Source organism: Arthrobacter sp. efr-133-R2A-120, from assembly GCF_030209835.1.
In the GTDB taxonomy this organism is placed as follows: domain Bacteria; phylum Actinomycetota; class Actinomycetes; order Actinomycetales; family Micrococcaceae; genus Arthrobacter.
On the sequence record NZ_JARVRF010000013.1, the window covers coordinates 26,977 to 46,158 of the forward strand.

The window sequence follows — 19,182 nt, forward strand, 5'->3', positions numbered from 1 at the left end:
GCCGGTCGGTATTCCGCTGTTCAGCGTTTCAACACATCGCGTTCAACACTTCAGTGCGAAGGGCTGACCATGTGATGCCGATGTTCCTCGGTGCTGGGCTTGATCGCCATCGCGGTGACGACGAGTGCCACCAGGCCAGCGATCCACGATGTCCAGGCGACTCCGGCTTGCATGGAGTACGAGCCTAGCCACGGAGAAAGGAACAACAAGGCACCGAAGGCCGCCTGCACCCACTCCATGACCGGCGTTCCGGGCATGGCCAGATTGATGACACCACTAACGATCAGCAAAGCGCCGAATACGACCATCAAGGCAGCCGAGGAGCCGGCGGCCGTGGTCCAGATGACCGATAAAGCAGCATAGAGACCGGCGACAACCGTGACCCAATCCTGCCATCGCGTCCATTTCTTCATTGAACCCACCTCTGTGATGTGGACTGCATTCCGGGGCACCGAGCAAGTACTCCGGTATTGGTGTAACAAAATCCGCACGCAGCTACTTCCCGACAGACGCGTGCGGTAATGGACCGCCGTCGTCGAATCCTGCCGCGTATGAAGCCTTGCTAAGAGCAGACTTCCGGTCTACAACGTAGTCATAGAGCAACATCGACGAACATGCCCGGCGTCGCCGGGACGTCCGTCCGGAGAGGACCCCGTGATATCGAGTCGCTGGTCGTAACGTCGCAGTCAGCCCAGTGCTGACTCATCGACGTCCGTTGGTGCGAACCGCCGTGGCCTCCGGCGTGGACCTGCGTCCGCCGCCAACGCCCAGGTTCCGGCCCGACCCCGCCAGGTCGCCTGCAGTCGCAACCAACAGAAGGAAAGAAATGTTAAACATGAAGGTCCCGGCACGAGGCGCCGGAACCGCCTTCATTGCAACCCTCGCTATCACGGCACTCGCCGCATGCTCGAGCACGGGCACATCGTCGTCGCCGTCGAGCGCCACGAGTTCCGGAGGAGCGGTACCGCAGATATCTGCGGATGCGTTCACGGCGGATTTCTCGGCGATGAAACAGCTCACGTCACTCGCTTCACAAGGAAAGGGCATGGTGGGCGTGCTGCTGCCGGACACCACCACTTCGGCGCGATACGTCACGTTCGATGCCCCGTACCTCAAGAAGGCATTCGAAGCCGCTGGACTCGATTCCTCCAAGTTCAAGATCGACAATGCGCAGGGCAGCGCAAGCACGATGCAGACGCAGGCCGAGGCTGATATCACGGCCGGCGCATCCGTGCTGCTTGTCGACGCCCTCGACTCCGGTTCGGGCGCAGCCATCGAGGCGGCCGCCAGCGCGCGCGGCGTCAAAGTGATCGACTATGACCGGCTCGTCAAAGGCGGGGCAAAGGATCGCACCTATGTCAGCTTCGACAACGTCAAGGTTGGTCAGTTGATCGGCCAAGGCGAGGTCACGTGCATCGCAGACTGGAAAGTCACCAAACCAAACATCCTGGTCATGGATGGTGACCCAACCGACAACAACGCGAAACTGTTCGCAGAAGGCTACAACGGCGTACTCAAGCCGCACTTCGACAATGGCGAATACGTCAACGTAGGAGAGCCGGCGGGCACCTGGACGCCGTCGGTAGCGCAGACGACGTTCGCCCAGCAGTACACCGCCCACCCGAACATCAACGCAGTGGTCACGCCTAACGACGACAACGCCAACGCCGTGATCGCCTACCTGCAGAGCAAGCAAATTCCCGCCAAGACCTTCCCGACGACGGGCCAGGATGCGTCCTTGTCCGGCCTGCAGAACATCCTGAAGGGGTACCAGTGCGGAACGGTGTACAAGCCGATCTACTTTGAGGCCCAGGCGGCCGCCGCGGCAGCTCTCTACCTGCGGGCGGGCGTGACCGTTCCGTCAACGTTGGTAAACGGCAAGACCACAGACGACACCGCGAAGGCCGACGTCGCATCGGTCCTGCTGACCCCGCTGTGGGTGACCACGAAGAACATGGCGGACACGGTCGTCAAGGACGGTGCAGTGACGAGCTCTTCGCTGTGTATCTCACAGGTGAAGGACGCGTGCACCGCGGCAGGTATCCAGTAGTCCGAACGATGAGTGAGTTGGCAACCCCGGACCCCGCCGACGTCGGGCCCCTGCTTCGGCTGGAGGGCATCGACAAGAACTTCGGGCCGGTGCAGGCACTGGTCGACATCACCCTTGAGGTGCCGATCGGCAAGGTGACTGCGCTTGCCGGCGACAACGGCGCGGGCAAATCGGTATTGATCAAATGCGTCGCCGGCATTCACACCCCCGACGACGGGCAGCTGTTTTGGGAAAACCAGCCCGTACGGTTGAACTCGCCGCACGAAGCCGCGGCGCTCGGCATCGAGACCGTCTACCAGGACCTGGCACTGTGCGACAACCTCGACATCGTGCAGAACCTGTTCCTCGGCCGCGAACGCCTGCGCCGTTTTCTCCTCGACGAGGAGAGCATGGAGATCGCGGCCCGGGAGACGCTCGCGAGCCTGGCCGTGACCACCGTGCGTTCCATCCGGCAGCCCGTCGCCTCACTGTCCGGCGGGCAACGCCAGTCCGTGGCGATCGCGAAGTCGGTGCTGTGGAACTCGAAGCTCGTCATCATGGACGAGCCCACCGCGGCCCTCGGCGTCGCCCAGACGGAGGTCGTCCTTCATCTGATCCGCCAGCTCGCCGACCGTGGCGTTGCCGTCATCGTCGTCTCGCACAACATGAACGACGTGTTCGAGGTCGCAGACCGCATCGCCGTGCTCAGGCTCGGGCAGCTCGTGGCAATCAGACCCGTCACGGAAATGGACCGGCAGATAGTGGTCGACCTGATGACCACAGGGTTCTCCGATCGGGCAAAGCCGGAACTCGCACCGCCGCCGTCGAAGCGCCCGCTCACCGCCGGCAAAGGGCCCCTCCCCTCCGCGGCAGCCGTGCTCCAGGACGAACCGACCACGGCAGCCGCCAAGCGGAAGGCCGCATTGGCGTTGAACCCGGACATCACCGCGACTTCGCTCCCCGAATATTTCCGCGCGGCGTTCGCGCGGGTCCGGGGCGGCGAGAGCGGAGTGCTGCCGGTTCTCGCGGGCCTGTTGCTGATCTCGGTACTGTTCCAATCGCTGAACCCGAACTTCCTGACTCCCGGCAACATGGTGAACCTGCTTATCCAGGGTTCGGTTTTCATGCTCTTGGCGATGGGACAGGTCTTCGTGCTCCTGCTCGGCGAGATCGATCTGTCCATCGGCTACGTCGGCGGGGTGGGCGGCGTCATCATGGCCGAACTCGTCCAGGAGTCGACCGGTTGGCCATGGTGGACGGCGATCGCCGTCGGCCTGCTGAGCTGTGCCGGGATCGGACTGCTCCACGGGACGATCATCACCCGGCTCGGACTGCCGTCGTTCGTCGTAACTCTTGGCGGCCAGCTCGGCTGGCTTGGCGTGATGCTCATCATCCTCGGCAGCGGCGGCGTGGTGCCTATCAACGACACCGTCATCAACAACATCGCGAGCGGCAACCTCAGCCCCGTCACCAGCTGGATCCTCATGCTCGTCGTCGTCGGAGCGTTCAGCACATGGACGTGGCTGCGGGACGCCCGCCGGCGCAATACCGGACTCGTCGCGCCGCCCGCCAGCGTGAGCGCGCTGAAGATCGCGGCGGTGCTCGCCGCCGGTGTGGCCATCGTCTGGCTCTGCAATACGGACCGGGGAACCCTGGTCGAAATCAGCGGCGTGCCGTGGGTGCTTCTCGTGGTGCTCGGAGTCCTCGCCGTCTGGACGTTGCTGCTCGGGCGTACCCGGTTCGGCCGCTATGTCTACGCCATTGGCGGCAACGCCGAGGCCGCACGGCGGGGAGGCGTAAACCTTGCGCGCATCCGCACTCTCGCCTTCATTCTCGCTTCCTTCACCGCAGGAATCGGCGGAATCGTCTACGCGTCACGGCTCCGTTCCGTCTCGACGTCGTACGACGGCGGCACGCTGGTGCTTTACGCCGTGGCGGCCGCGGTAATCGGCGGGACCAGCCTCTTCGGCGGGCGCGGCAAGGTGCTGCACGGGGTCCTGGGCGGGCTGGTGATCGCTACGATCGATAACGGCATGGGCCTGCAGGGCTACAGCGCACCGGCCAAGTACGTTGTCACGGCGCTGGTTCTCGTCGCGGCCGTGACGATCGACGCCGTCGCACGCCGCGGGCGCTCCCGGACCTAAGGAGGCAACTATGCCCGCGGTTGTGGCAGGTCTAGACGCGGATAATCAGCTGGCTTAACGTTCAAGAGTGGCTGGCTTTCCGGAGGGACGGCCCCATTGGCCATCCCTGCGGCCGGCTCACGCAAGTCCGAGCGAGGAGGAAAGATGCAAAAGGTTGAAGAAGCGATTGACGTGGCCGTTCCCGTCCATACGGCTTACAAGCAGTGGACGCAGTTTGAGTCGTTTCCCCGGTTCATGCCCGGTGTGGAATCCGTAACCCAGCTGAGCGACACCACCAACCATTGGGTCACCAAGGTAGGGGGTGTGGAACGGGAATTCGATACGGAAATAGTCGACCAGGAACCCGATGATCGGATTGCTTGGCGCAGTATTGACGGCAAGTCGCACGCCGGCATCATCAGGTTTTCGCCGCTGGACGCCGACCACACGCACGTGAAGGTACATTTCGAATGGGCGCCCGAAACCGTCATGGAGAAGGCCGGAGCCGCGCTTCAAGTTGACGCGATGCAGGTGAAGGCGGACCTGAAGAAATTCAAGGAGTTCATAGAGTCGCGTGGAAACGAAACCTGAGGGTGGCGCCGCGAGGTGGAGAAGTAGATGACTGAGTCTGGACCAGTGCTTGTGGTCGGCGGAACCGGGATGCTCGGCAGCCAGGTAGTGTCCAGGCTGCTGGCAGGCGGAAAACAGGTCCGCGCCTTGGTGCGGCCCGGTTCGGATGCTGGCCGCCTGGAAGAAGCAGGGGCGACGATCGCACGTGGCGACATGATGGACCCGGAATCGCTTGCGAGAGCCATGGACGGCGTCGACGCTGTGATCACCTCAGCGGCGGGATACACCCATCACCGGGAAGGCGACACCCCTCTCACCGACACGGTGGGCAACATCAACCTCGTCGATGCGGCCAGCCGCACCGGTATTCGCCGATTCGTTCTCACCAGCATCCTCACGTGCGATCAGACTCCGAATGTTCCGCACTTCTGGCACAAGAAACTGACCGAGGATCGCCTGGAAGAACTCGGGGTCCCGTTCGTGGCTCTGCGTCCGGGCGCATTCCTCGAGCAGATCGCCCGCTTCGGCGACCCTTTCAGCGAGGGGCGGCTCATATGGTTCGGGTCGTCAAGCGTTCCCCTGACGTACATTCTTGCCAGTGACCTCGCCGGATACCTTGCGGCGGCAGTCGACGCGAGCGGCGTCGAGGGGCAGCGCATCGACATCGGTTGGGACCGGCCGGTAACCATGCAGGACATCGCCGATATTTCTGCCCGAATGCTCGGCCGGCAGATCGAGCTCGTCCTCAACCCGATCAACCAGATGGGGGCGGACTTTGAGGCGATGATGGAGTGGTTCCGGACCGGACGCTATGTCGCCGACACCTCACGGCAACGCGAGGTCTTCGGGCCGCCGCCAACCGCCGAGGACGCCGTCGCACGCCTGCTCACCAGCCTCGGACACAGGCTTGACTGAGACAGGTCCGACGGCGGCCTGACGGGGCAGCCTGTCTACTCGCCTTAGCCTACGGCGGGCAGCGCGTCGGGAATGCGGGGCTTGGCGTTGCCCGCGAAGGTGAACTTGGCGTCGTCGCCCTCGCCGTCCACATCGACCACCACGATGTCGCCCGGGTGCAGCTCGCCGAAGAGGATCTTCTCGGAGAGCTGGTCCTCGATCTCGCGCTGGATGGTGCGGCGCAGCGGCCGGGCGCCCATGGCCGGGTTGTAGCCGCGGGTGGCCAAAAGGACCTTGGCGGCGTCGGTAAGCTCGATGCCCATGTCCTTGTCGGCCAGATGCTGTTCCAAGCGACCGATCATCAGGTCCACGATCTCGATGATCTCTTCTTGCGTGAGCTGCGGGAAGACAATGACGTCGTCAACGCGGTTGAGGAACTCGGGGCGGAATTGCTGCTTGAGCTCCTCTGTGACACGGGCACGCATCCGGTTGTAGCCGGTGGTGGTGTCCGTGCCGGACTGGAAGCCAGTGGCCACGCTCTTGGAGATATCGCGGGTGCCCAGGTTGGTGGTCATGATGATCACCGTGTTCTTGAAGTCCACCACCCGGCCATGGCTATCCGTCAGGCGGCCGTCCTCGAGGATCTGCAGCAGCGAGTTGAACAAGTCGGAGTGCGCCTTCTCCACTTCGTCGAACAGAACCACGGAGAACGGACGACGGCGGACCTTCTCGGTCAGCTGCCCGCCCTCGTCGTAGCCGACGTAGCCCGGAGGGGCACCGAAGAGACGCGAAACGGAATGCTTTTCCGAGTACTCGGACATGTCCAGCGTGATGAGGGCCTCTTCATCAGCGAAGAGGAACTCGGCCAGCGCCTTGGCGAGCTCGGTCTTGCCGACGCCGGTAGGGCCGGCGAAGATGAACGAGCCACCCGGACGCCTTGGGTCCTTCAGGCCAGCACGTGTGCGGCGGATGGCACGTGACACCGAGTTAATCGCCTCATTCTGCCCAATGACGCGCTTGTGGAGTTCCTCCTCCATCTTGAGGAGGCGGCTGGATTCTTCCTCGGTGAGTTTGAAGACCGGGATGCCGGTGGAGTTCGCGAGAACCTCGGCGATCAGCTCCTCGTCCACCTCGGAATTGCCTTCCGTGCCGCCGGACTTCCATTTCAGCTCCTTTTCCCTGCGTTCGGCGACGAGTTTCTGCTCCTTCATGCGCAGCGACGCGGCGCCCTCGAAGTCCTGGGCGTCGATCGCCGATTCCTTCTCCATCTTCACCTCGGCAATGCGTGCATCCATCGCTTTCAGCTCCGGCGGACGGGTCATGCGGCGGATGCGAAGCCGTGCACCCGCCTCGTCGATCAGGTCAATCGCCTTGTCCGGCAGGAAGCGGTCCGAAACGTAACGTTCGGAGAGGCTCGCCGCGGCCGCCAGCGCGCCGTCGGTGATGGTCACCCGGTGGTGCGCCTCATAACGGTCCCGCAGGCCCTTGAGGATCTCGACGGTGTGGGCCACGGAGGGTTCCTGGACCTGGATCGGCTGGAAGCGGCGCTCCAACGCGGCATCCTTCTCGATGTGCTTGCGGTACTCATCCAAAGTGGTGGCCCCAATGGTCTGGAGCTCACCGCGCGCCAGCAACGGCTTGAGGATGGACGCAGCATCGATGGCACCCTCTGCGGCACCGGCGCCCACGAGCGTGTGGATCTCGTCGATGAAGAGGATGATGTCCCCGCGTGTCCTGATTTCCTTGAGGACCTTCTTCAGGCGCTCTTCAAAATCACCACGGTAACGGGAACCGGCAACCACGGACCCCAAATCGAGCGTGTAGAGCTGCTTGTCCTTCAGGCTCTCCGGCACGTTCCCGCGGACAATCGCCTGGGCAAGGCCTTCGACGACGGCGGTCTTTCCGACGCCGGGCTCGCCGATCAGCACAGGGTTGTTCTTGGTGCGGCGGGAGAGGACCTGCATGACGCGTTCCATCTCCAGCTCGCGGCCGATCACAGGATCGAGCTTGTTTTCCCGCGCGGCCTGGGTCAGGTTGCGGCCGAACTGGTCCAGCACCACCGAACCGGCAGGAGCCACCTCGGCCTGGCTCGGTCCGGCAACCGTCCCAGTGGGGTCTTTCCCCTCGTAGCCGGAAAGCAAATGGATGACCTGCTGGCGGACGCGGCCGAGGTCGGCGCCAAGCTTGACAAGGACCTGCGCGGCAACGCCCTCACCCTCGCGGATGAGGCCGAGCAGGATGTGCTCCGTGCCAATGTAGTTGTGGCCGAGCTGCAGGGCTTCCCGGAGTGCGAGTTCAAGCACCTTCTTGGCGCGCGGGGTGAACGGGATATGGCCGGATGGGGCTTGCCGGCCCTGGCCGATGATCTCCTGCACCTGCTCGCGGACGCCATCGAGCGAGATGTTCATCGACTCCAACGCCTTGGCGGCAACCCCCTCACCCTCCTGGATCAGACCCAAAAGGATGTGCTCGGTACCGATGTAGTTATGGTTGAGCATGCGTGCCTCTTCTTGGGCAAGCACAACAACGCGACGGGCACGGTCCGTAAATCTCTCAAACATTTCGCCACACTCCTGGCAGCCGCCTACCTTGATGCTACGTCGCCGAGGGCCTTCTTGGGGGATCGCCGGAGGCAGAATTTTAGATACCGGGCCGGCGGGCTGCATGGATCTTCTGCACAGACGGTCCAGACCGTGAAGAATGAAAGCAACCACTAAGTAGAGGGAATACCATGAGCACCCTGAAGCAACGCCTGCATGCCGACGTCGTAGTCCACATGAAGGACCGCAACAAGACCGCACTCACGACGGTCCGCAACGTCCTGGGCGAAATCGAGACGCGTGAGAAGTCCGGCAAGGCACCCGTTGAGCTGGACGACACCCAGGTGACCGCCCTGCTGCAGAAGGAAGCCGCTAAGCGCAGGGACACGGCCCGCATTTACATGGAGGCCGGCGAGGCCGAGCGCGCCGCGGCGGAAGTCGCCGAAGCCGAAGTCATCGAGGCGTACCTGCCCAGAATGTTGACGCCCGCCGAAGTCGAGGACATCGTTGACGAGGCAATCGCCGAATTGAAGGCCAATGGACAGGAACTCACGCTCAGGCAGATGGGCGCCGTGATGAAACCCGTCACAGCAAAGGTTGCCGGCCGTTTCGACGGTAAGGCCGTCAGCGAGATCGTCCGGACCCGACTCGCATAGATTCACCGGCACGCAGGGAGGAGCAGCCATGGCAGCCATCATCCTGGGATGGAATCCACGGCGTTGGAACGACTGGAACTACGAGGCTGTGCTCGAGCAGGTCGCCGAAACAGGCCAATTCCTGGAGGCGTGGAACGTCGGGCAGCACCGGAAGATCCAGCCAGGCAACCAAGCATGGCTTCTCCTGCAAGGCGAGGGTCCACACGGACGCGGGCTGATAGGACACGGCGTCGTCATGTCCGAAAGCTATGAGGCGCCACAACGCTCCGGGCCGAAGAGTACTGCGTGGTACGTAAGCGTGGCCTTCGATGCCCTACTCCCCCTCGGCGGCCAGATACCGTCGAGCGTCCTCTGCGGCGAGGTGCCGGACGTGGCCTGGGACACCTTCCGCGGTTCCGGACGATTCATTCCGACAGAGTCAGGACCGGGCCTTCAACGCGTGTGGCGGGAGCACGGACCGGCGGCCTCCGAGCCGGGCCAGATCGTCCCAGGGACCTACCCGGAAGGAGCAGTCAGCAGGATTGAAACGAACCGCTACGAACGGGACCCCGAGGCCCGTCGGATCTGCCTGGCTTTCCATGGAACGTCTTGTGCCGTGTGCACCTTCTCCTTCGAAGTAAGCTACGGGGACATCGGCAAAGACTTCATCCATGTCCACCACGTGGTTCCCGTTTCACAGCTTGGCAGCGGCTACCGGCTGGACCCCATAGCGGACCTCGTGCCGCTGTGTGCCAACTGCCACGCCATGGCGCACCGGGGCGTGGGCACCCCTCGCACCGTGGCCGAGTTGCGGCGGGCGGTCGCCGCCGCCGGACACTTGCCCGGCCAGGTTGTTGACGACAGATCATTGGCCGCCCAGGACGCCGCGCACCGGATCCTTGAGCAGCGGTAAACGTGGTTCCGCCCTGGTGCACTAGCCAGCCAAGGCTCTTCCCCGTATTTTGGTTAACTACACCGTGTGGCGAGCACCACGCACTGTGAGTCAGATGATCCATTTGCCGGACTAAAACCACTGGGCGCAACGCCGCGCCCAGGACCCGGCGAGACCTACCGGGCGTCACGTGCCGCCCGCTGTTCAGGAGGATACGCATGGCCGGGATGTTTGAACTCTTCATCGACGAGGACACGAGCTTCAGATTCAGGCTCAAAGCGCCGGACGGAACGGTGGTAGCCGTCTCCAAGTCCTTTCCCGACAAGCGCGCCGCGGTGAGCGGCATCAGTGACGTACGCGAATATGCAGGAATGGGCCTGATCACCGATCTATGCCCCGAAGTCCCCGTTCGCGGAACATCACCCACGCCACCGGTTCCCGCCGTACGCCAAACCAGTCCTGCCCCAATGCCGCAGCTTCCCGTCCCGCCGCGGCACCATAGTCCGCTTCCACCACGCGAAAGAACCGGCCGCCCCTGGCACACCCCCGCCCTGGTCGACCATCCTGCACCGGTTTAGACGAGGCGTGAAGCCATTGCCCGCGCCGCGAGGACACGCAGCAGTGGCCGTGCGTTCCTGATTGCGTCGTCCCTGTCCTCGGTTAGATCCCTGATGCATTCAGCCGCACAGATCCCGTTGAGGTGGAGGCGTGATCTTGTTTCGGCCTGAATGATGCCACTGAGGGCAAGGACGGGAATGCCCCGACGCATTGCGGCCCGGGCTACCGCAATTGGCGCTTTTCCTTCCAAGGATTGATCGTCGAGTGAACCTTCTCCAACGATCACCAGATCGGAACCGCTCATGGCGGTATCGAGGCCGATGAGTTCCCCGATGAGCTCGATGCCCGGCGCGATCCGGCCAACACCCGCTGCAAGGAAGCCGACTGCGAATCCGCCCGCGGCACCCACACCTGGCGTGGCTGAGGCGTCAACGCCGAACGCGCCGAAGAAGAGGCCATTCCATCTCTCAAGGCGGCGTTCGAGGCGTTCAATGGTCACCGGGTCCGCGCCCTTCTGGGGACCGAAAAGGTGTGCCGCCCCTCGTTCGCCGACAAGGGGGACGCAGACATCTGTGGCGATGACCACTTCGGCGCCAGCCAGTCGTGGGTCGAGAGTGGATCCGTCAATAGCGGTCCCGCACACGGCGTCACTGCTGTGTGTGATCACGGTCCCGCTTGGATCGAGAACCGTCAGGCCAAGAGCCGAAAGCGCCCCCACGCCCGCATCGGTGCTGGCAACGCCCCCGGCAGCGACGATGATCTTGCGGAATCCGGAGTCGAGGGCGTCGAGAATCAATTGACCGACGCCATACGTTGAGGCATCTTCGGCTGTTGCTGCAGATGGTTGTGGAATGAGCTGCAGTCCGGCGGCCTGGGCCATCTCGATGACCGCCGTGTCCTTGAGAGAGGCCCAGGCCGCTTCCACTGGTTCGCCAAGCGGGCCGCTGACGGTGAGATGGTGGAGGTCTGCCCCTGCAGCAACAAGTGCATCGATCGTCCCCTCACCGCCGTCCGCGACAGGAAGGAGGGTGATCTCACTGTCAGGAGCGGCATCAAGCACGCCTGCGGCAATAGCATCGGCGGCTTGCCCGGCGGTGAGGGACCCCTTGAATTTGTCGGGAGCGACGAGAATTCGCAGCGGCCGGGAAGAAAGCCGCGCATCGTGTGCGGTGGTCAATAGGTGGCCCTTCCGCCGGATAGGTCATAAACGAAGCCGGTCGTGTACGAAGCGTTGGGCGAGATGATGTACTCGATCAGCGCGGCGGCCTCCTCCGCTGTGCCCAGCCGATGCATGGGGATCCGTTCGAGGTCTTGCCGCGTAGGCGGGTGCCCGCTCACCAAGGGGGTGTCGATTTTGCCCGGTGCGATTGCGTTGACGATGACTCCGGTCGTCGCATATTCCCGTGCCAAGGCCTTCACCAGACCTGTGATTCCTGCCTTGCTGGCGGAATAGCCGGTCATCCCGGCCACGCCCTCCTTTCCCGCAGTGGACGAAAAGTGGATGAGCCGGCCGAATCCGTTCGCCGCCATACCTGGAAGCACGGCTTTTGATAGTGCGAACGCACCAACAAGGTTCACGCGGAGAAGCCTGTCGAACTCTTCGAGGGTTTCTTCGACGGAGGGTTGAACTTTCCCGAGGATTCCTGCGGTGTTGATGACTACATCCAGGCCTCCGGCCAAGGAGATAGCTTGCTCGACAGCCTCTTCAACTGATTGGGGTTCGGAAACATCGATGGGAAGCTGAGAGTATGGCGTTCGAGCTGCCGGCCATTGGGAGGTCGGGAGGTCGGCGCCGATGACTCTGCCAACTTTCGTACTGAGCAGTTCCGCGGTTGCATGGCCGATTCCGGACGCGGCGCCTACGATCAGGCAGCGGAGATCGGAGAATGAAGGAGTTGCGGCGGGCATCTGAGCGGACGCATCAGCCACGGCGCGGGCGGGGTTGCTGTATTGGGCCATTGGCTACAGTCCTTGTGCTCGGAAGTACGCCGTCGCCCGTGCTGCCGAAAGGTCGGGCTCAGGGAACAGGCCGATGCCGTTGGCCGCATCGAAGAGGTCCGCGAGGTGGAGGATCGAGCGGCCGGATTCGAGCCCGGCGACCATCCTGAAGTGGCTTTGCCATCCGGTGAGGTAACTGAGCCAGACGACGCCCACTTTGTAGTACTGTGTCGGGGTTTCGAAAATGAGCCGGCTGAGAGGGACCGTGGGTTCCAGGATGTCGCGGAATCCCACGACGTCTCCTTTGTCGAGTTTGGCGAAAGCCGCAGACGCGAACCGGGGCACTGCGGCGAAGGCGCCCAGGAGCGCGTCGCTGTGGCCTTGTTCGTCCCCGGCGATGAGATCGGCGTAGTTGAAGTCATCGCCGGTGAACAGGCGGACGCCGGCGGGAAGCCGCCGACGGAAGCTGATCTCATGGTCCTTGTCGAGCAGCGAGATCTTGGTCCCTGCGACCTTTTCCCTTTTCGCACGGATGAGCGCCAAGACTGTTTCCGAGGCATCGGCGATGGTAGGGGCGCCCCAGTAGCCCTCCAGCGAGGGGTCGAACATCGAGCCCAGCCAGTGCAGGATCACGGGCCGCGTGGCCGCATCCAGTACCTTGCCGTAGACGTTGAAGTAGTCGTCGGCCCCGCTCGCGGTGCGGGCCAGATGACGGCTTGCCATCATGACGACACTGCCCCCGACTGCCTCGATTTCGCCCAGCTGCTCGATGTAGGCGTCGGTGATTTCTTCGAGTGAATGAGGTGCGGCGTCCAGTTGGTCGGTGGCGATTCCGACGACGACCGAGCCGCCAACGCTTTTGGCTTCGGCAAGTGTGCGCCGTGCGAGTTCGAGCGCTATTGCCGGTCCGAGCCCCATTCCGCGCTGGGCGGTATCCATGCTCTCCGCGACACCAAGTCCAAGGTTCCAGAGGGAATGCCGGAGCTGGAGAGTGGCATCCCAGTCGATGGCGGCCGGAGATCCCGCGCCGGACCGTAGCGGGTCGGCGACGACGTGCCCGGCCGCGTAAGCAACACGTGATGTGGGCGGCGCAGTCAGTGTTTCCAGCGTGGCCGGCTGGGCTAGTTCCAGGGTCCGATGCCGGCCGGAGGCGGCGGGTAGCTGAATGGTGGTCAGGGTCTTCATGCTGGTTGACGCTCCGATTCGTTGAGGGGTTCGCCGACATAGCGGTTGAAGCTGGAGACGGTGCGCTTGATGATCGTCTCGAGGGGTAGCTTCCAGATGTCTTCGTTGAAAATTTCGACTTCGATGGGTCCGCTGTAGCCGGCGTGGCGGATCGAAGCGGTGAGGGCTGCTAGATCGATTTCGCCGTCCCCTGGAAAGAGGCGGCCGTTCATGTTCTCCGGGACAGGAAGGGGCAGTGCGAAGTCGCTGACTTGGTAGCCCGCGATCCGCGGACCCGCGGCCAGCACATCGTCATGGAAGCGGCTGTCCCAGGACGTGGCATAGGCATCTATGAGTAGCCCGACAGTGTCGGCGGGAAAGTCGGCGGTGACCCGCAGCGCCTGGGCGATGGTTGTCACAATGCTCCGCGTGCCGACGAACAGTGGATGCAGAGGTTCGAGCGCGAGTCTCACGCCGGCGTCGCGGGCGTACGGCTCCACTTCTTCGATGGCGGCCCGGAGCCGGACTTCAGCGTGCTGAATGCTGCGGTCGTGTGCCGGGAGACCGCCGGCGATAAGCGTCAGCATTGGACTGCCGACCTCGCGGGACAGCTCCAAGGCCCGCTTGACTCCTTCGAGCGCCGCCCGTAGATCGGCGCCTTCTTTGTCCGCGAGGAATCCAGCCCTGCAAACGGAGCTGACCGACAAACCTGTGTCGGCGAGCACCCGCCGGGCGCGGGCGATTCCGATCTCCTCCACCGGTTCGATCCACAAACCGATGTGCCGGATGCCCGCTTGCATTGCCGCTTCGGCTGTCTCAGTCAATGGATAGGGGCGGGTGGTGGCCTGGTTCAGGCTAAGTTCCACCGTTTCGCTGCGGACGTGCATCATCGGGATTTCCCCGCTTCGGCCAATGAGTGCGACAGATGGGTGAAGTGGCGCGATTCCACAGACGCGGAGCGGATTTGAACCGGTAGCCCTGTACGAGCCGATTCATAGACGGCGGCGACGATTTGGAGCGACTTCATGGCTTCACGTCCGGTGACGGCTGGTTGCCGTCCGGAGCGAATGGCATCGACGAAGTCGGCCACTTGGACTCTGTGCAAGGGCAGGAGCCGTGCGTTGACTTCCGCCACAGGGATATCGCCGCTCAAACCATCCGGGAATACCGTCCCGGCCCGTTCCTCGCCGGGTATTGCCCACAGGTCGTTCACCGCGTCGGAGCCTTCCGGGTATTCCGTGACCTGCACCGTCGCACCGTTGCTTCCAGTGACGACGATGCGCGTGCCAAGGTTCGGGCTGGCGGCGACCGTAGCGCTGAGTGTCGCTATGGCTCCGGAGGCAAAGGTGATGAGCGCAGCCGCGGTGTCTTCGACTTCGATGGTGTCGCCGAGGACGAAGGAACCGGCCTTGGCGCTGACCTCCACGGGGTCCCCCATGAACCACTGAAGGAGGTCGATGTTGTGGATTGCCTGGGTCATGAGCACTCCGCCGCCGTCTGCAGCCCAGGTGCCGCGCCAAGCGGCCGCGTCGTAGTAGTCGATGCCGCGGTGCAGGAGTACTTGGCCGTGTCCAAGCATCGGTGTGCCGAGGCGACCGTCGTCGATGGCTGTCCGGAGGGCCCGGGCGCCGGGCCAAAAGCGGCGCTGGAACACCACCCCCAGGGTGATGCCGCCCTCTTCGGCGGCGCTGACCATTCGTTCAGCGGCGCCGGTGTCGGTGGCAATTGGCTTTTCGCACAGAACGTGCACTCCTGCGGACGCGGCTTCGGCCACGACGGCCTCGTGCGTCGGGTGCGGTGTGCAGACGCTGAGGGCGTCGATTCCCAGCGCTATGAGTTCCCTCACCGAGGGGACAGCGTGCGCGATGCCACGTTCGGCCGCGAACATTTGTGCGCGTTCGACGGCGACATCGCAGACTCCGACGATTTCGACGTCGGGCAACGCGGAGTAGGACTGGAAGTGGTTGTCGGCGATGTTGCCGCAGCCGACGATTCCTACGCGGAAGGGGTGGTTCATTGCTACTCTCCTGAGGGATTCGGCGTGGAAGGACGCACGCGGGCGGTGGAAATCGGGGCTCCCAGTTGTTCCAGGGGCACTTTGAAGGTTTCCTTTGCGGTGAGGGCGCTGGCTGCGGCCATGAGGGCGATGACGGCGGAGATCGTGGCGACCGGCATCCAGTCGCGCGGGTGGCCGGCCGTCAGCGCGGTGTAAATGGTCGGCGCGAACCCGGCTGCGATGAGGCCGATCTGCAAGCCGAGGGCCATGCCGGTCTGGCGGACCTTCAGGTTGAACATTTCCGCGAAGAACGACGGGTAGGTGGCGTTGATGGCCGCGTAGGCGAAGGAAACCGAAAGGAATCCCGCCACGAAGAGCAGTGGCACGTTGCCGGATTGGATGGAGGCGAAGTACGCGAAGATCATGGCCGCGGATCCGATGTTGCCTGCTATGAATACCGGTTTCCGCCCGATCCGGTCAGAGAGGGCAGCGAACAAAGGCTGGGTCACGAGGGCGCACACGTGGCTGACGATGAGGACCCACAGCATGGTGCTGCTCGGGACAGCATAGACAGACGTCGCCAATGAGAGCGCAAAGACCTTGATGACGGTGTCAATCGCGAACGCAAGCGAGCAGAAGGTGACCCGGACGATGGCACCCCAATGCGAGTGGAACACTTCGACCACCGGTACCTTCACCAAGGCGTGCTCCTCCTTGGCTTCAAGGAATGCTTCCGGCTCGGTGAGCTTCGCACGGATGATGAGACCGGCGACTGTGACGAGGGCGCTGAGGAGGAACGGAATGCGCCAGCCCCAACTGAGCAGCTGGTCTTTGGGCAGTGCGGAGATCGGTACGAAGATGAGGGTGGCCAGGACGAAGCCTCCGACGATCCCGTTGGGGGCCCAACTCGTGAAGAAGCCCCGGCGCCCTTCCGGCGATACCTCGATGGTGAGTACTGTGGCCGCGGCAGTCTCGCCGCCGACGGAAATGCCTTGGAGGATGCGAAGAGTCACCAGGAGGACTGCCGCCCAAACTCCGATCTGGGAGTATCCGGGTAGGCAACCAACGAGGAACGTGCATGTTCCCATGAGGATGAGAATGAAGACGAGGACCTTCTTGCGTCCGATCCGGTCCCCGAAGTGTCCCAGCAGAATCGCGCCGATCGGCCGGGCCACGTAGGAAACGGCGAAAGTGGCCAGGGCTGCCAGAGTCGCAACGCCGCCCGCTTCCGGGAAGAAGACTTTGCCGAAGACGAGGGCGGCAGCCAAGGCGTAAATGTAGTTGTCGTAATATTCCAGCGTGCCGCCGGCCATGCTTGCGATGGCAGCGCGCGTGGGGCTGTTCTTGACCCGCGGCGGGTGGACCGCCGTGGTGTGTAGGGATGTGTTCACTGACTTCTCCTTCATTGCAGATTCAGTTGCCTGATACCCCTTGGGGACTCCGGCTAGGGGATGATGAGGGTCTTGCCACGGCCGAGGCGGCCTTGTGCAAATGCTTCGATCGCTGCCGGGGCGTCGTTGAGGCCCTGGACAATGTCGTTGGGGATTGCTGCCAGGCCATGGCGGGCGACCAAGGCAGCCGCCGTCGAGAGGTCTTCCGAGGTGTAGCAGAAGGTTCCGGTGAGGGTGAGTTCCCGCCGGACGAGGTCTTCCGTTGGTGGAAGGGCCCCTCCTTTGGCGAGTCCCGCCACGCAGATCGTCGAGCCCGGTTCCAGCAGCTCCATCACGGCGCTGACGCTGGTGCCGCTTCCCACGGTGTCAATGGCGACATCCCAGCGCTCCGCGGCTCCTTCCCCCGGGGCAATGGCGATGACCCCGTGATCCGTGATCGTCGCGCGGCGAACGGCGTCGGGTTCGATGACGGTGACGCTTTTCGCGCCAAGGCTGCGGGCCTGGAGTGCGGACGCCATGCCGATCGCCCCGCCGCCGACGATCACCAGGCGCGCGCCGGGTGAGACATTCGCGCGGGCGCAAGCGCGCACTCCGACGGCGATGGGCTCAATAAGCGCGAGGGCCCGTGGATCTGCGGCCCCCGGGACAGCGACGGTGTTGACGGCGTCAACCGTCACGTAGCTTTGCAGACCGCCGTCGACGTCGAGGCCCATGAGTTCGCGCCGGCGGCACAGTCCACGCGAACCTGTTGCGCATTCCCGGCATTCGCCACAGACGCGGTTGGGATCGACTGCCACTTGCTGGCCGACGGTCCGGATCGTCACGTTCGGGCCGACCTCCACAACGGTGCCCCCGAATTCGTGCCCGAGTGTGGTTCCGATCCGGACGCGGTTGTTATGCCCGCGCCATATCGCAGCGTCCGTGCCGCACACACCAACGCTCTCGACGCGAATCACTATCTCGTCCGGACCCGGCGGAGTCGGCGCGGGCCGTGGCTCAACGACGAGCCGTTCCGCGCCCGTCCAGGCAACCCGGCGGGCCAACGTCGGGGCGCTCATGGCGCAGAAACCAGTTCGTCGGCCCCGTGACCGCGCACAATGTGGGCAACGGCGGCGTCTGCGGCGCGTCGGCCGAAAACGAATCCGAAGACGATGCCACCGACGTACCGGAGGTCCTGGGCTCCCCCGGCGTCGGCCCCGGCAGCGAACAGTCCGGGGATGGGAAGGTTGTCCCGGTCCAGGACCCGGCTATCACCGTCCACACGCAGTCCGCCGAACGGAATCGTGATGCATGGCTGCACCTCGATTGCCCTGAAGGGACCCTTCTTGAGCGCACTCGGGTTCGCAGGCAGCGGGGCGTCGAGCGCCACGGACTCGCCGTCGGAGGCTCGCTGGTAGCTTTCCAAGGTGGCGGCCAGGGCGGCGCGGTCGACACCCCAACTGGCAACGACCTCGACGAGTTCCTCCAGGGTGTCCGTTTCCGCGGTCCGGGCGCCGAGCTTCTTCGCTTCGCCATGACGGTCAAGCGCCATGCCGCTGGGATACGGGACAGCGAGAGCGCGATTCTGCTGGACCTGGTCATCCCAGATCAGGACGCCGCGCTGCCCCGGCTCCCGGACAAGGAATTGGTTGGAGACTTCGTCGCCGAGCGACTCATCGGTGAATCGCAGGCCGCGCCTGTTGACCAAAACGCCGTAGGCGGAGAAATACAAGGTAAGGCGGAGGAACACCTCTGGCGAGACCGGCAGCGGACTCGGCAGGGTGTGGCCGTAGAAGCCGGACAGATGGCGGCTCGCCGCTCCCCCGGCCGCGGTTCCGAGGCGAAATCCATCACCGACTGAGTGCGGGTTGCTGCGAACAGCTATGTCGTCGGCACCGTTGCCAATGAACTTCTGCTTGAGCTCGGGGTCACCCTGGAACCCACCTGTTGCAAGTACTGTTGCCGCACCAAGTGCGCTCTTTTCTTCTCCCTCGTGGGTGAACGTCACGCCTGCAACCTTGCCGCCGTCGATGATGAGTTCGACGTCGCTGACTCCGGTGAGAAGACCGCCGCCGCTGGCATTGATTTTCGCGGTCCACTTGGCGAACAGGTCAAGGATGTCAACCTTGCAGGCGCGACCCCATTCGAGGTGATCGCGCCATTCTTCGCTGACGCTGACACCGGCGGCACGCACATCCTTCACGGCCTGCTCGTAACCTTCCACCACCAATGGCCCCAGGACCGGATCGCCGTCGGGCTGGATGCGGCGAAGGACATCAACATTCGGTGCCGTCCAGAGAATGCCCGCTGAAAGCGCGGCAGACCCTCCCGCAGCCGCGCCCTTCTCAAGCAGGAGAACGCGTCCCCCAAGGTCCACTGCCCGGTTTGCGGTTGCCAAACCTGCCGCCCCCGCACCGACGACGATCAGGTCAAAAGGCTCCGTAATGTCTGTCATTTGTCTCTCCTTTGAGTT

Annotated in this window: 17 protein-coding genes; 7 read left to right on the forward strand and 10 right to left on the reverse strand. The window is 63.8% G+C overall.

Annotation, left to right across the window (positions count from 1 at the left end; genetic code table 11):
* Positions 1–50: 50 nt before the first annotated feature.
* Complete coding sequence (locus QRN52_RS08420; protein WP_059389950.1) at positions 51–413, reverse strand: SPW repeat protein; 363 nt, start codon at positions 411–413, stop codon at positions 51–53.
* 413 nt (positions 414–826) lie between these two features.
* On the opposite strand from QRN52_RS08420, the gene QRN52_RS08425 reads away from it, so the two are divergent.
* The 4 genes from QRN52_RS08425 to QRN52_RS08440 all read left to right on the forward strand — a co-directional run bounded on the left by QRN52_RS08425 (position 827) and on the right by QRN52_RS08440 (position 5,637).
* Positions 827–2,050 (forward strand): sugar ABC transporter substrate-binding protein, encoded by a 1,224-nt coding sequence (locus tag QRN52_RS08425; protein WP_284752280.1) that lies wholly within the window; start codon positions 827–829, stop codon positions 2,048–2,050.
* Positions 2,051–2,058: 8 nt separating this feature from the next.
* Positions 2,059–4,173, forward strand: coding sequence for an ABC transporter permease subunit (locus QRN52_RS08430; protein ID WP_284752281.1), 2,115 nt, complete (start codon positions 2,059–2,061; stop codon positions 4,171–4,173).
* A 144-nt stretch (positions 4,174–4,317) separates the two neighbouring features.
* On the forward strand, positions 4,318–4,743 hold the full coding sequence (locus QRN52_RS08435; protein WP_284752282.1) for an SRPBCC family protein: 426 nt from the start codon (positions 4,318–4,320) through the stop codon (positions 4,741–4,743).
* Positions 4,744–4,770: 27 nt separating this feature from the next.
* Entirely contained in the window at positions 4,771–5,637 is an 867-nt protein-coding gene (locus tag QRN52_RS08440) for an SDR family oxidoreductase (RefSeq protein WP_284752283.1), read from the forward strand.
* A gap of 44 nt (positions 5,638–5,681) precedes the next feature.
* On the opposite strand, the gene QRN52_RS08445 is transcribed toward QRN52_RS08440, so the two are convergent.
* A complete protein-coding gene (locus QRN52_RS08445) occupies positions 5,682–8,177 on the reverse strand; it encodes an ATP-dependent Clp protease ATP-binding subunit (protein ID WP_284752284.1) in 2,496 nt (831 codons plus the stop codon).
* 170 nt (positions 8,178–8,347) lie between these two features.
* Between QRN52_RS08445 and QRN52_RS08450 the strand changes: the two genes are divergently transcribed.
* From QRN52_RS08450 to QRN52_RS08460, 3 genes are all read left to right on the forward strand, one after another.
* Positions 8,348–8,812: a GatB/YqeY domain-containing protein gene (locus QRN52_RS08450; protein WP_284752285.1), complete on the forward strand. Its 465-nt coding sequence runs from the start codon at positions 8,348–8,350 to the stop codon at positions 8,810–8,812.
* Positions 8,813–8,840: 28 nt separating this feature from the next.
* Positions 8,841–9,704 carry an HNH endonuclease gene (locus QRN52_RS08455; protein ID WP_284752286.1) on the forward strand — a complete coding sequence of 288 codons (864 nt, stop codon included), beginning with the start codon at positions 8,841–8,843 and terminating at the stop codon, positions 9,702–9,704.
* Between the two features lie 197 nt (positions 9,705–9,901).
* Positions 9,902–10,261: a YegP family protein gene (locus QRN52_RS08460; RefSeq protein WP_284752287.1), complete on the forward strand. Its 360-nt coding sequence runs from the start codon at positions 9,902–9,904 to the stop codon at positions 10,259–10,261.
* Here the strand turns inward: QRN52_RS08460 and QRN52_RS08465 are convergent.
* Genes QRN52_RS08465 through QRN52_RS08500 form a run of 8 tightly spaced genes read right to left on the reverse strand, consistent with a single transcriptional unit; the run spans position 10,258 to position 19,164 of the window.
* Positions 10,258–11,418, reverse strand: a complete 1,161-nt coding sequence (locus tag QRN52_RS08465) for a glycerate kinase (protein WP_284752288.1) — start codon at positions 11,416–11,418, stop codon at positions 10,258–10,260. The two genes, QRN52_RS08460 and QRN52_RS08465, sit on opposite strands and share 4 nt — an antisense overlap.
* Positions 11,415–12,200, reverse strand: a complete 786-nt coding sequence (locus QRN52_RS08470) for an SDR family NAD(P)-dependent oxidoreductase (protein ID WP_284752289.1) — start codon at positions 12,198–12,200, stop codon at positions 11,415–11,417. Before QRN52_RS08470 ends, QRN52_RS08465 begins: the two co-directional genes overlap by 4 nt.
* A gap of 3 nt (positions 12,201–12,203) precedes the next feature.
* Positions 12,204–13,364: a dihydrodipicolinate synthase family protein gene (locus QRN52_RS08475; RefSeq protein WP_284752290.1), complete on the reverse strand. Its 1,161-nt coding sequence runs from the start codon at positions 13,362–13,364 to the stop codon at positions 12,204–12,206.
* Positions 13,361–14,233 (reverse strand): sugar phosphate isomerase/epimerase family protein, encoded by an 873-nt coding sequence (locus QRN52_RS08480; RefSeq protein ID WP_284752291.1) that lies wholly within the window; start codon positions 14,231–14,233, stop codon positions 13,361–13,363. Before QRN52_RS08480 ends, QRN52_RS08475 begins: the two co-directional genes overlap by 4 nt.
* Entirely contained in the window at positions 14,230–15,360 is a 1,131-nt protein-coding gene (locus QRN52_RS08485; protein ID WP_284752292.1) for a Gfo/Idh/MocA family protein, read from the reverse strand. The genes QRN52_RS08480 and QRN52_RS08485 overlap by 4 nt, the downstream gene beginning before the upstream one ends.
* A gap of 2 nt (positions 15,361–15,362) precedes the next feature.
* Positions 15,363–16,730: an MFS transporter gene (locus tag QRN52_RS08490; RefSeq protein WP_284752293.1), complete on the reverse strand. Its 1,368-nt coding sequence runs from the start codon at positions 16,728–16,730 to the stop codon at positions 15,363–15,365.
* 53 nt (positions 16,731–16,783) lie between these two features.
* Positions 16,784–17,788: a zinc-dependent alcohol dehydrogenase gene (locus tag QRN52_RS08495; RefSeq protein WP_284752294.1), complete on the reverse strand. Its 1,005-nt coding sequence runs from the start codon at positions 17,786–17,788 to the stop codon at positions 16,784–16,786.
* Positions 17,785–19,164, reverse strand: coding sequence for an FAD-binding protein (locus QRN52_RS08500; RefSeq protein WP_284752295.1), 1,380 nt, complete (start codon positions 19,162–19,164; stop codon positions 17,785–17,787). The genes QRN52_RS08495 and QRN52_RS08500 overlap by 4 nt, the downstream gene beginning before the upstream one ends.
* Positions 19,165–19,182: the final 18 nt, after the last annotated feature.

What these genes read in the sequence shown, in the direction of transcription:
- QRN52_RS08420 (WP_059389950.1), bottom strand. Translation starts at nt 413, where the DNA reads ATGAAGAAATGGACGCGATGGCAGGATTGGGTCACGGTTGTCGCCGGT.
- QRN52_RS08425 (WP_284752280.1), top strand. Translation starts at nt 827, where the DNA reads ATGTTAAACATGAAGGTCCCGGCACGAGGCGCCGGAACCGCCTTCATT.
- QRN52_RS08430 (WP_284752281.1), top strand. Translation starts at nt 2,059, where the DNA reads ATGAGTGAGTTGGCAACCCCGGACCCCGCCGACGTCGGGCCCCTGCTT.
- QRN52_RS08435 (WP_284752282.1), top strand. Translation starts at nt 4,318, where the DNA reads ATGCAAAAGGTTGAAGAAGCGATTGACGTGGCCGTTCCCGTCCATACG.
- QRN52_RS08440 (WP_284752283.1), top strand. Translation starts at nt 4,771, where the DNA reads ATGACTGAGTCTGGACCAGTGCTTGTGGTCGGCGGAACCGGGATGCTC.
- QRN52_RS08445 (WP_284752284.1), bottom strand. Translation starts at nt 8,177, where the DNA reads ATGTTTGAGAGATTTACGGACCGTGCCCGTCGCGTTGTTGTGCTTGCC.
- QRN52_RS08450 (WP_284752285.1), top strand. Translation starts at nt 8,348, where the DNA reads ATGAGCACCCTGAAGCAACGCCTGCATGCCGACGTCGTAGTCCACATG.
- QRN52_RS08455 (WP_284752286.1), top strand. Translation starts at nt 8,841, where the DNA reads ATGGCAGCCATCATCCTGGGATGGAATCCACGGCGTTGGAACGACTGG.
- QRN52_RS08460 (WP_284752287.1), top strand. Translation starts at nt 9,902, where the DNA reads ATGGCCGGGATGTTTGAACTCTTCATCGACGAGGACACGAGCTTCAGA.
- QRN52_RS08470 (WP_284752289.1), bottom strand. Translation starts at nt 12,200, where the DNA reads ATGGCCCAATACAGCAACCCCGCCCGCGCCGTGGCTGATGCGTCCGCT.
- QRN52_RS08475 (WP_284752290.1), bottom strand. Translation starts at nt 13,364, where the DNA reads ATGAAGACCCTGACCACCATTCAGCTACCCGCCGCCTCCGGCCGGCAT.
- QRN52_RS08480 (WP_284752291.1), bottom strand. Translation starts at nt 14,233, where the DNA reads ATGATGCACGTCCGCAGCGAAACGGTGGAACTTAGCCTGAACCAGGCC.
- QRN52_RS08485 (WP_284752292.1), bottom strand. Translation starts at nt 15,360, where the DNA reads ATGAACCACCCCTTCCGCGTAGGAATCGTCGGCTGCGGCAACATCGCC.
- QRN52_RS08495 (WP_284752294.1), bottom strand. Translation starts at nt 17,788, where the DNA reads ATGAGCGCCCCGACGTTGGCCCGCCGGGTTGCCTGGACGGGCGCGGAA.
- QRN52_RS08500 (WP_284752295.1), bottom strand. Translation starts at nt 19,164, where the DNA reads ATGACAGACATTACGGAGCCTTTTGACCTGATCGTCGTCGGTGCGGGG.